Source organism: Pseudomonas sp. SDO5532_S415, assembly GCF_054071155.1.
This window is the reverse complement of record NZ_JBSVWS010000182.1, coordinates 1-10,894: the sequence shown is the minus strand read 5'-3', so window position 1 is coordinate 10,894 and position 10,894 is coordinate 1. Positions and strand designations below refer to the sequence as shown.

Genomic DNA, 10,894 nt, shown 5'->3' with positions numbered 1-10,894 from the left:
TGGATCTTCAGTGCATGTGAGATCCCTGTGGGAGCGAGCCTGCTCGCGAAGAGGCCCGCACAAGCGACGAATAGCTGCGACACACTGCCGCAGACCCGCACCTTACGCACCCGCCATGCCTTATACTCCAGCGCCTTTTAGCCCCGCCCACGCTGGAGATGTCCGATGGATCCTGCAGTATTCGAAGAGTGGATGATGACCGGACTGGTCAGCATTCTGATCATTTTCATGGGTTTCATCGTCTGGGATCTGGCGAAGAAGTCCAAGGCCGGGCGCTTCGGTTCGTTCATTCTGTTCTTCGTGCTGGGCCTTGGCGTGGCAGCATTCATCATCAAGAGTGTAGTGATCGGCCTGATCGAAACCGGCACGCTATAACCGCGCCGGCACTTCCTTCCACTGGCCCTGATCGAGCCCTTCGATCGTCCAGTCGCCGATCCTGACTCGCACCAGCCGCAACGTTGGCAGCCCGACCGCCGCTGTCATGCGCCGCACCTGCCGGTTGCGACCTTCGCGAATCACCAATTCCAGCCAACTCGTCGGCACGCTTTTGCGAAAGCGTACCGGCGGAATGCGCGGCCACAACGCGGGCTCCTCCAGTTGCCGCGCATCGGCGGGCAAAGTCATGCCGTCGTTCAACTCCACACCATCACGCAAACGCTGCAGCTGCTCGACACTCGGCTCGCCTTCGACCTGTACCCAGTAGGTCTTGGCCAGTTTGTGCCTGGGGTCGGCGATGCGTGCCTGAAGTTGGCCGTCGTTGGTCAGCAACAGCAAGCCTTCGCTGTCGCGGTCCAGCCTTCCTGCCGGGTAAATCCCGGGAATCTCGATAAAGTCCTTGAGCGTCGCGCGCCCGTCGCCGTCGCTGAACTGCGTCAGCACGTCGAACGGTTTGTTGAACAGGATCAGTTTCGGCTCGGCCGGCGGCGCCTTGGCGACACGGCGCGTTGCTGAAGGAGATGGCTTCACGCCAGGGCGGCGGGAAACAGGACGTTGAGGACGAGACATGAGCAAAGGAACATCTAACGGTCAGGGCTCACTATGCTAGTGGCCTGACCGCCAAATGACCATGACTGTCAGCGGAACGGTGGCTCGTCGAAGCTGCGCAGTTTGCGCGAATGCAACGAGTTGAGTTCCGTACGTAGCAGGTCCACCGCTTCGATGCCGATTTTCAAATGCTGGCTGACCGCACGCTCGTAGAACGCGTTGGCCGAACCCGGCAGCTTGATTTCGCTGTGCAGCGGTTTGTCCGAGACGCAGAGCAACGTGCCATAGGGCACCCGCAAGCGATAGCCCTGGGCGGCGATGGTGCCGCTTTCCATGTCCACCGCCACGGCGCGGGACAGGTTGATCAGCGGTCGCTCCTGGGCCCAGCGCAGTTCCCAGTTGCGGTCGTCGTAGGTCAGCACGGTGCCGGTGCGCAGGCGTTTCTTCAGCTCATCTCCATGTTCGCCGGTGATGTTGGCCGCCGCCTGCTGCAAGGCCATCTGCACTTCGGCCAGGGCCGGGATCGGAATGTTCGGCGGTACCACGCGGTCGAGAATCCCGTCACGGCGCATGTAAGCGTGAGCCAGTACGTAGTCGCCGATTGTCTGCGACTGACGCAAGCCACCGCAGTGGCCGATCATCAACCAGCAATGCGGACGCAGCACGGCCAGGTGATCGGTGATGTTCTTGGCGTTGGACGGGCCGACACCGATGTTCACCAGCGTCACACCGTGGCCGTCGGTGGCGATCAGGTGATAGGCCGGCATCTGGTAACGGTGCCAGACCACACCGGCGGCAATGGCCGAGGCTTCGCCGTGGTCCATGCTCTTTTCGATGATCACGTTGCCCGGCAGCACCATGCGCACAAAACGCGGGTCGCTGCGCAACTGCTCCAGGCCATGGACGATGAACTGGTCGACGTAACGGTGATAGTTGGTCAGCAGGATCCACGGCTGCACATGGCGCCAATCACTGCCGGTGTAATGCACCAGGCGGCGCAGGGAGAAGTCCACCCGCGCTGCGTCGAACAGCGCCAGCGGCAGCGGATCGGTGTTTTCCCAATCGTACAGGCCATCGGCAATGCCATCGGACGCCGCCGACAGGTCGGTACTCGGGAACACCCGCGCCAGCACGGCGGCGGTGACACCGGAACCGGCCAGTTCGTCGCCCTGCTCGACCACGTATGGATAAGGAATGTTCTGCTCGCTGACCCCGACCTCCACGGTCACGGTGAAGTCGTGCATCAATGGCACCAGCTGTTCCAGCAGGTACTTACGGAAAGCGGAGGGATGAGTGACGGTGACCCTGTAGGTGCCCGGCAGCTGGACCTTGGCGTAAGCGCGGGTGGTCTGCGGGACTTCACCCTGGCAGTGGTAGGTCAGGCGCAGCTCGGGATAACGAAACATTGCCCGCTGCTCGGCATCCGGCTCGACACGATCCTTGAGATAGCGCTTGAGCGCCTGACTCAGCGCGGTGGTCGCACGATTGTGCAAGAGCGCAAGCCGATCCACGGCTTGCTCGGCGGTTTGAACGACAATAAAAGCTTCGGTCACGATCAGCATCCTGTGTTCTGACTTGCAGAGCTTCATCTTGCCTGCATCGTCGCTTCACGGGAACAGTGGTGTGTTGGATGCGCCTCAATATATGAGACACAGATAATCCCTGTGGGAGCGGGCTTGCCCGCGATTACGGTTTCACATCCAACATCCATGTTGTTTGACCGGCCGCTATCGCGGGCAAGCCCGCTCCCACAGGGGCCGGTGTGGTCTCAGAAACCCTGCGGGGTCGAGCGGGCGACGATTGCTTCCACATCCAGCCCACGCGGCAGCGCGCCATAAACCCGGCCTCCTCCATTCAGACGACTGGCGATAAATGCATCACTGACCGCCGAATTCCCCGCCTCCAGCAACAACTTGGCCTGAAGACCCAGCGCAATATCCTCGGTCAGTTGCCGGGCGCGATACTGGATGTCGTCGGTGTCCTTGAACGCCGCCTGCAACTGAGTGATGTGAGCAGCCAGGCGCTTGTCACCATGGCCGTCGCCCAATTCGCTGAACAATGCATCCAACACACCCGGTTCTTTCGACAGGGCCCGCAGTACATCGAGGCATTGCACGTTGCCGGAGCCTTCCCACGTCGAATTTACCGGTGCCTCACGGTAAAGACGCGGCAGGATACTGTCTTCGACATAACCGGCACCGCCCATGCATTCGGCGGCTTCGTTGATCATGGCCGGCGCACGTTTACAGATCCAGTACTTGCCTACCGCCGTCACCAGTCGGGCGAATTTCGCTTCCCGGGAATCATCCAGATGATCCAGCGCCCGACCCATGCGCAGGCTCAAGGCCAAGGCCGCCTCGCTTTCCAGCGCCAGGTCGGCCAGCACGTTTTGCATCAGGGGTTGTTCACTGAGCAACTTGCCGCCGACCATGCGGTGGGCGCAGTGATGGCTGGCCTGGGTCAGCGCCTGGCGCATCAAGGCACTTGAGCCGACCATGCAATCGAATCGGGTCATGGCCACCATTTCGATAATGGTCGGAACGCCCCGGCCTTCTTCGCCGACCATCCATGCCAGCGCACCACGGAACTCCACTTCGCTGGAGGCGTTGGAGCAGTTGCCGAGTTTGTTTTTCAGGCGCTGGATATAGAACTGGTTACGCGTGTCATCCGGGCGATGGCGCGGCAACAGGAAGCACGTCAGGCCCTTGTCGGTCTGCGCCAGGGTCAGGAAGGCATCGCACATCGGCGCCGAGCAGAACCATTTGTGCCCCACCAGTTCATAGGCCTGGCCAGGACCGCTGGCCCCCACCGGATAGGCCTTGGTGGTGTTGGCCCGGACATCGGTGCCGCCCTGTTTTTCGGTCATGGCCATGCCGATGGTGACACCCGCCTTGTGGGCCATGCCGACGTTACGCGGGTCGTACTCGGTGGCGAGGATCTTGGGCAGCCATTTATCCGCCAGGTCCGGTTGCAGGCGCAGCGCCGGGACACTGGCGAAGGTCATGGTCAGCGGGCAACCGCTGCCGGCTTCCGCCTGGCTGTGCAGATACGTCATGGACGCGCGGGCGACGTGAGCGCCGTCCTGCGGATGCGCCCAGGGCAATGAGGTCAGGCCATGTTCGATCGCCGCGCGCATCAGTTGGTGATAGGCCGGGTGAAACTCCACCAGATCGATGCGGTGGCCATAGCGGTCATGACTGTTGAATAGCGGTTTGTTCTGGTTGGCCAGGAATCCCGCTTCCATCAGCGGCCCACCGGCCAGCGCGCCGTAAGCCTCGATCCGCGACTCGGCCCAGCCGGCCCCGAAACGCCGCGACCACTCCTGCAGCGGCAAATCGATGCGATACAGGTTGGCGCCGTCCAGTGACGGTGGCTGGTTGGTGACTTCGTGGGTTTCGGCGAACTGATGCAGGTTCATGACGGGGCTCCTTTGGTCAGCCAAGGGATTTCAGTTAAGCACCGCCCCTTGGCCGAACAAAGTGTCATATCTGCCTAACTGTCGGCGCTTTCGCCCTGTTTCGGACAGAGCACCCGGCGATAGAGCGCTGCCTGCAAGTCTTCGAATTTTACCGGCTTGCTCAGGCAGTCGATCAGCGCGCCCGTCGGGCAACGTTCCCGATCCGCGCCTTGGGCGATCATGAAGACTGGCAACTCGGCACAGCCCGGCAATGCCCGGATCTGGCAGCAGACGGACACACCCTCCATGGGTGGCACCTGACTATCGAGCAACACCGCATCAAAGGTTTCACGCTGCAGGAACTCGAGCGCAGCGATGCCGTTGTCTGCGGTCCGCACCCGGAACCCGAGCTTGAGCAACATGCCGCGCATCACCAATTGATTGATGTTGTTGTCATCCACCAACAGCACGGTGCAATCCTGCGGTAGCCGCAGACGCGGAAAGTCGCGCGTCATGAAGGGTACTGATGGAGCCTCGATCGCCGGGAATTCGAACTCGACGTCGAGCTGGAAACGACTGCCGCGACCGGGCTCGGAACGGTGCGTCAGACGGCCGCCGAGCAACTCGACCAATTGCCGGCAGATCGCCAGACCCACGCCCAGACCACCGTACTCGCGCGTCATTGAACCATCGAGCTGGAAGAACCGTTGGTACATCGTCGCCTCGCCCAGATCGGTAAAGCCGATGCCGGTGTCGATTACCGCGAAGGACAACGCCAGCCGATCGGAACTGACCGTTTTCCCGGTCACCCGTAGCGCCAGACCACCGACGCGGGTGAACTTGATAGCGTTATCCAGCAGGCATTCCAGGCATTGCGCCAACTTGGCACTGTCGCCGTGCAAGCGATCCGGTACGCCCGGCGCCACATCGACCTTGAAATCCAGAGACTTGCTGGAAGCATTACCTTCAAATTGCACGCGCAATGCCTCGACCACGCTACGCAGACTGAACGTCGACGGGGAAGCCTTGAGCTTGCCGGCCTGCAACTCGGTCAGCGTGAGAATGCCATTGACCATGCGCATCATGTCCCGCGCCGACCCGGCGGCGGTTTGTTGGTATTGCTCCAGTTCCGGGTCCATTTCGACGGTTTGCATCAGCTCCAGCGAACCGATCACGCCGTTCATGGGCGTGCGCAACTCATGGGTCAGGGTCGCGAGGAATTCGTCCTTGAGCTGGTTACTGCGGGCCAGTTGCTGGTTGAGGACTTCCAGCTTTTGCCCGGCGTCGAGCAGGGTTTGCGCCTGTTGCTCGCGCATGGCATTGATGCGGTCGGCCAGGGCCAGCGACAGCAGCGCCACTTCGATGGCCGAGCCGATCTGGCTGGAATACATGGTCAGGAACACGTTCGGCAGATAACCCAGGACCATCAGGGTGTTGATGATGCCGCCGAGCAAAAAGGCCGACCAGGCAATGATGAAATAGCGCGCGACCCGCAGCCCGCGCAGCCAGGCGAAAATCCCCGCGGCAAAAATCACCACCGTGAAGGTCAGTGCCAGGGCCGTCGCCAGGCGCAAGGCCAGGGCATAACTGGTCATCAGCGATAACCCGACCACCAGTGCACTGAACACCACCAACGCCAGCAACAAGCGGTCAAGCCAGCGACTGTGAGTGGCCGTCTGCAAGAAACTGCGGGCGAACTGGCTGCCGAACAGTCCGGCACAGCCAATGAAAAACGGCGTCGCCGCGTTGGCCCACCAGGGATTGTCCGGCCAGAAATACTGCACGGCCGCGCCATTCACCGAAAGCTGATACAAGCCGAACGAGGCGATGTAGAAGATGTAATAGAGGTAGCTGGTATCCCGCACGCTGAGGTAGATGAACAGGTTGTAGACCAGCATTCCCAGCAATACACCGTAGATCAGCCCCAACACGTAAAGCCTGACCGGCTGCGCTTCGAGGTAGGCGGTGCTCGACCACAGCGTGACCGGCGCCTGGATCGAGCCCTGGCTTTGCAGGCGCAGATACAGGGTTTGCGTTTGGTCGGGAGTGAAATCCAGATTGAACAGGTAGTTGTTCTGGCGGATTTCGCGACTGGAAAACGGCAAGGCATCGCCGGTCTGGCGAACCCGTTGATAGTTGCCGACCGCATCGGGCTGGTACAGGTCAAGGTGATCGAGGGGCGGATAGGCCAGTTCCAGCAGCCAGGTCCGTTGCGCCGTCGGGTTGGTCGGACGGTAATGCAGGTCGATTTTCAGCCAGTACACCGAACGCGAATACCCGGCGTTGAGGGTGGCCTTGTCGTGAAGTTTGAAGTTGCCGGCCGCGGCCAGCGCGCGCACATCTGCGATGCTCGCCTGACCACCGGCATCTTCAAACACCTGCAGAGTTCGGCCCAGGGGGAGGCTTTGAGTGAACTCATCGAATTCGACGGCGTTCGCCAGGAGGGGCAAACACAACAGCAACATCAGCAAATAGCGCATTTATGCCCCAGCGTGGCCTTTCCGGTTCCGTCAGGAAGCCCCCATTCCCTTTGAGTAGACGTAAAACCGGTGTTACCTGTTATTGGTTTGGATCCACTCTAGCATAGCCGTTGATGGCCATTGAGCACTATCTAAATTTTTCCTGAAAAGGCTCTAGCACGGGCGTTCCAGCGACGGTTATTGAGATAGAGCTGTTTCGCCAGTCAACGTGTGAAACGCCGAACCTCTGTGGCGAGGAAGCTTGCTCCCGCTCGACTGCGAAGCTGTCGCAAATTCCAATGGCACGGTGTAACGGACAGAATGTTTTGGGGCCGCTTCGCAGCCCAACGGGAGCAAGCTCCCTCGCCACAAATGTATCGGCTGGACAGGATGACACCACACCCGAAAAAAGATGTTTGGTGGTAAGCTCGCGCACCATGAATATCTACAGCTCTCGCCCCGTTGTCCTCTGTCTCTCCGGCCACGACCCCAGTGGTGGCGCCGGCTTGCAGGCAGATATCGAAGCCCTGCTCGCCCAGGGTTGCCATGCGGCTCCGGCCGTCACCGCCCTGACCGTGCAAGACACCGTCAATGTCACTGACTTCCGCGTCCTCGACCGTGAGTGGGTGTTGGCCCAGGCCAATGCCGTGCTCAACGACTCCGAAGTCGCAGCCGTCAAACTGGGCATGCTCGGTTCCCTGGAAATGGTCGACACCGTTGTCGAACTGCTTTCGGCGCACCCGCATTTGCCAGTGGTCTGCGACCCGGTGTTGCGCGCCGGCGGCGGCGGACGCCTGGGCAAGGACGAAGTTGGCTACGCCATGCGCGAACGCCTGCTGCCCCTGTCGATCATCGCCACCCCCAACCTCCCCGAAGCCCGAATTCTCGCCGAACTGCCTGAAGGCACCGCGGACGAGTGCGCTGAAAAACTACTGCCGTTCGTCAAACACCTGCTGATCACCGGTGGCCATGGCGACGAGACCGAAATCCACAATCGCCTCTACAGCCGCGATGGCCTGCGCCAGACCTATACCTGCCAGCGCTTGCCCGGCAGCTATCACGGTTCCGGCTGCACCTTGGCCAGCGCCCTCGCCGGCCGTCTGGCCCAAGGTGAAAACCTCGCCAGTGCCGTGCAGACCGCGCTTAACTACACGTGGCGCACCCTGCGCGATGCCGAGCAGTTGGGTAAAGGCCAGTTCGTGCCGCGCCGCCTGCCACTGGACTTCTGTTCGTAACGCCATGAGGGCTGTCCGATGAAACTACGTGGTCTGTACGCCATTACCGACAGCCATCTACTGGACGGTAGATTGCTTCAGTATGTGGAGGCAGCGCTGGAAGGCGGCGTCACCCTGCTGCAATACCGCGACAAGAGCAACGATGATGCCCGCCGCCTGCGTGAAGCCGAAGCCTTGCGTGAACTGTGCGAACGCTACAAGACCCGGCTGATCATCAATGACGACGCCGAACTGGCCGCACGCCTGAACGTCGGCGTGCACCTGGGGCAGACCGACGGTCCGCTGACCCCGGCCCGCGCACTGCTAGGCTCCAAGGCCATCATCGGTTCGACTTGCCACGCGCAACTTGAACTCGCCGAACAGGCCGCCAAGGAAGGCGCCAGTTATGTCGCCTTCGGCCGCTTCTTCAACTCCAATACCAAACCCGGCGCCCCGACCTGCAGCCTCGACCTGCTCGATCAGGCCCGCCAGCGGTTGCACCTGCCGATCTGCGCGATTGGTGGCATCACCCTCGACAATGCGGCCCCGCTGGTGGCCCACGGGGTCGACCTGCTGGCCGTGGTGCATGGCCTGTTCGGCGCCGAGAGCACGGCTGAAGTGACTCGCCGCGCCCGCGCATTCAACGAACTGCTTTCTATTAATTAGCTAAAAGTCTGAGAGCCCGATCATGTCTCGTTCCGAAACTCTGTTTGCCAATGCCCAGAAACACATTCCCGGCGGTGTGAATTCGCCGGTTCGTGCGTTCAAAAGTGTTGGCGGCACGCCGCTGTTCTTCAAGCACGCCGAAGGCGCCTACGTCACCGACGAAGACAACAAACGCTATGTGGATTACGTCGGTTCCTGGGGCCCGATGATTCTGGGCCACAGCCATCCGGACGTGCTGGACGCCGTGCGCAAGCAGCTTGAGCACGGCCTGTCCTACGGTGCCCCGACCGAGATGGAAACCCAGATGGCTGATCTGGTCTGCTCGCTGGTGCCGTCGATGGAAATGGTGCGCATGGTCAGCTCCGGCACCGAAGCGACCATGAGCGCGATCCGCCTGGCCCGTGGTTTCACCGGTCGCGATAGCATCATCAAATTTGAAGGCTGCTACCACGGCCACTCCGACAGCCTGCTGGTCAAGGCCGGTTCCGGCGCCTTGACTCAAGGCGTCCCAAGCTCGGCCGGTGTTCCGGCGGCGTTCGCCAAACACACCCTGACCCTGCCGTTCAACGACATCGACGCGGTTGAAGCCATGCTCGCCGAGGTCGGCCAGGACGTGGCTTGCATCATCGTCGAGCCCGTAGCCGGCAACATGAACTGCGTGCCACCGGCCCCCGGCTTCCTCGAAGGCCTGCGCACTTTGTGCGACAAGCACGGCGTAGTACTGATCTTCGACGAAGTGATGACCGGTTTCCGCGTTGCCCTCGGCGGTGCCCAGGCCCACTACGGCGTAACGCCGGACCTGACCACCTTCGGCAAGATCATCGGCGGCGGCATGCCGGTGGGCTGCTTCGGCGGCAAACGCGAAATCATGTCGCGCATCGCCCCGCTGGGCCCGGTTTACCAGGCCGGCACCTTGTCCGGCAACCCGCTGGCGATGGCGGCCGGCCTGACCACCCTGCGCCTGATCAGCCGTCCGGGTTTCCACGCCGAGCTGACCGACTACACCACTCGCCTGCTCGATGGCCTGCAAGTGCGTGCGGATGCGGCGGGCATTCCATTCGTGACCACCCAGGCCGGTGGCATGTTCGGCCTGTACTTCAGCGGTGCCGACGACATCGTGACTTTCGATGACGTCATGGCCAGCGATGCCGCCCTGTTCGGCCGCTTCTTCCACCTGATGCTGGAAGGCGGTGTGTACCTGGCACCGAGCGCCTTCGAAGCCGGCTTCACCTCGATCGCCCACGGCGAAGCCGAGCTGAAACTGACGCTGGATGCCGCCGAGCGCGCATTTGCTGCCTTGAAGTAATGCTCGAAACGCTGACGTTGGCCATCGCCAGCGTCAGCTTTCACCTACATTCCAACGCTTTTTCCTACTCATCTGCCATTAATCCCCCGCAAACAGGGCGATATATTTCCCTCGCAGCAGAAAAACGAGTAAAGACTTTGTAAGGTTGGCCCTGCTTATTTCATAATGCGCGCTTATTGGATCCCCTCGATGGGTCCGCGCGCCCTTCAGAGGTAAGTCGATTCCCATGAACCGCACCGGCCGCGCCCTTTCACTGGGCTGCCTGTTGCTCCTTCAGCCCCTGCTCGCGCTCGCACAAGCAGGCGGTAACTCGTTGTTAATCCCAGCGATGGGTCGCTGCACCCTCAATACCCAGCCGCAAGACCTGGCACAGGCGCTGGCCGCCTGCCAGAAAGCGTCGGATGAAGGGGATGCGCAAGCGCAATACGAGTTGGGTGAGTTCTACTACGAAGGCAAAAATGCGCCGCGCGACCTCAATCAAGCCCTGAGCTACTTCGAAAAGGCCTCGCTGCAAGGCCACGCCCAGGCGCAATTCAAGCTCGGCTCCATGTTCTTCCACGGCGAAGGTGTCCCGGCCAACAACGTTCAGGCTTACATCCTGCTGAAAATGGCCGCGGTCAACGGCGCTGAAGACGCACTGGACACCGCCGACGAAGTCACCGAGAAAATGCCCCGCGAAGAACTGGAAGTCGCCACTCAGGTGCTTGGGCAAATTTTCCGCAAATACCTGATGGAATTGCAGAGTGCCGACGGGCGTACGCCTTTCTCGCCATTGCCCTGATTTTCATATCGCCCTGGCTGCCCCCTTCGCGAGCAGGCTCGCTCCCACAGTTGATCTCAATTGTTCACACATTGTGTGTTCACAGGT

The 10,894-nt window shown here is 61.2% G+C and carries 9 protein-coding genes; 5 read left to right on the top strand and 4 right to left on the bottom strand.

The window, feature by feature from the left end; translation table 11 throughout:
- The first annotated feature begins 165 nt into the window (after positions 1-165).
- Positions 166-375 carry a DUF2788 domain-containing protein gene (locus ACW9HW_RS25925; protein WP_095196702.1) on the top strand — a complete coding sequence of 70 codons (210 nt, stop codon included), beginning with the start codon at positions 166-168 and terminating at the stop codon, positions 373-375.
- Here the strand turns inward: ACW9HW_RS25925 and ACW9HW_RS25920 are convergent.
- The 4 genes from ACW9HW_RS25920 to ACW9HW_RS25905 form a co-directional block, all read right to left on the bottom strand.
- Positions 370-1,005 carry a pseudouridine synthase gene (locus tag ACW9HW_RS25920; protein WP_457402132.1) on the bottom strand — a complete coding sequence of 212 codons (636 nt, stop codon included), beginning with the start codon at positions 1,003-1,005 and terminating at the stop codon, positions 370-372. The two genes, ACW9HW_RS25925 and ACW9HW_RS25920, sit on opposite strands and share 6 nt — an antisense overlap.
- Before the next feature lie 68 nt (positions 1,006-1,073).
- The gene (gene amn / locus ACW9HW_RS25915; protein ID WP_170948728.1) at positions 1,074-2,573 is read right to left on the bottom strand and encodes an AMP nucleosidase; all 1,500 of its coding nucleotides are present in this window, start codon (positions 2,571-2,573) and stop codon (positions 1,074-1,076) included.
- A gap of 179 nt (positions 2,574-2,752) precedes the next feature.
- Entirely contained in the window at positions 2,753-4,402 is a 1,650-nt protein-coding gene (locus tag ACW9HW_RS25910) for an acyl-CoA dehydrogenase family protein (protein WP_457402130.1), read from the bottom strand.
- 74 nt (positions 4,403-4,476) lie between these two features.
- A complete protein-coding gene (locus ACW9HW_RS25905; protein ID WP_457402128.1) occupies positions 4,477-6,861 on the bottom strand; it encodes a 7TM diverse intracellular signaling domain-containing protein in 2,385 nt (794 codons plus the stop codon).
- A 416-nt stretch (positions 6,862-7,277) separates the two neighbouring features.
- On the opposite strand from ACW9HW_RS25905, the gene ACW9HW_RS25900 reads away from it, so the two are divergent.
- The 4 genes from ACW9HW_RS25900 (at position 7,278) to ACW9HW_RS25885 (ending at position 10,807) form a co-directional block, all read left to right on the top strand.
- Positions 7,278-8,075 (top strand): hydroxymethylpyrimidine/phosphomethylpyrimidine kinase, encoded by a 798-nt coding sequence (locus ACW9HW_RS25900; protein WP_095197261.1) that lies wholly within the window; start codon positions 7,278-7,280, stop codon positions 8,073-8,075.
- An 18-nt stretch (positions 8,076-8,093) separates the two neighbouring features.
- Positions 8,094-8,720 carry a thiamine phosphate synthase gene (thiE, locus tag ACW9HW_RS25895; protein ID WP_095197260.1) on the top strand — a complete coding sequence of 209 codons (627 nt, stop codon included), beginning with the start codon at positions 8,094-8,096 and terminating at the stop codon, positions 8,718-8,720.
- A 22-nt stretch (positions 8,721-8,742) separates the two neighbouring features.
- Positions 8,743-10,026: a glutamate-1-semialdehyde 2,1-aminomutase gene (gene hemL / locus ACW9HW_RS25890; RefSeq protein WP_095197259.1), complete on the top strand. Its 1,284-nt coding sequence runs from the start codon at positions 8,743-8,745 to the stop codon at positions 10,024-10,026.
- Between the two features lie 226 nt (positions 10,027-10,252).
- Positions 10,253-10,807, top strand: a complete 555-nt coding sequence (locus ACW9HW_RS25885; RefSeq protein ID WP_095197258.1) for a tetratricopeptide repeat protein — start codon at positions 10,253-10,255, stop codon at positions 10,805-10,807.
- The last annotated feature ends 87 nt before the right edge of the window (positions 10,808-10,894 follow it).

Bases quoted from the DNA above. Each gene is read 5' to 3' on its own strand.
- ACW9HW_RS25925 (WP_095196702.1), top strand. From the start codon at position 166: ATGGATCCTGCAGTATTCGAAGAGTGGATGATGACCGGACTGGTCAGC.
- ACW9HW_RS25920 (WP_457402132.1), bottom strand. From the start codon at position 1,005: ATGTCTCGTCCTCAACGTCCTGTTTCCCGCCGCCCTGGCGTGAAGCCA.
- amn (WP_170948728.1), bottom strand. From the start codon at position 2,573: ATGAAGCTCTGCAAGTCAGAACACAGGATGCTGATCGTGACCGAAGCT.
- ACW9HW_RS25910 (WP_457402130.1), bottom strand. From the start codon at position 4,402: ATGAACCTGCATCAGTTCGCCGAAACCCACGAAGTCACCAACCAGCCA.
- ACW9HW_RS25905 (WP_457402128.1), bottom strand. From the start codon at position 6,861: ATGCGCTATTTGCTGATGTTGCTGTTGTGTTTGCCCCTCCTGGCGAAC.
- ACW9HW_RS25900 (WP_095197261.1), top strand. From the start codon at position 7,278: ATGAATATCTACAGCTCTCGCCCCGTTGTCCTCTGTCTCTCCGGCCAC.
- thiE (WP_095197260.1), top strand. From the start codon at position 8,094: ATGAAACTACGTGGTCTGTACGCCATTACCGACAGCCATCTACTGGAC.
- hemL (WP_095197259.1), top strand. From the start codon at position 8,743: ATGTCTCGTTCCGAAACTCTGTTTGCCAATGCCCAGAAACACATTCCC.
- ACW9HW_RS25885 (WP_095197258.1), top strand. From the start codon at position 10,253: ATGAACCGCACCGGCCGCGCCCTTTCACTGGGCTGCCTGTTGCTCCTT.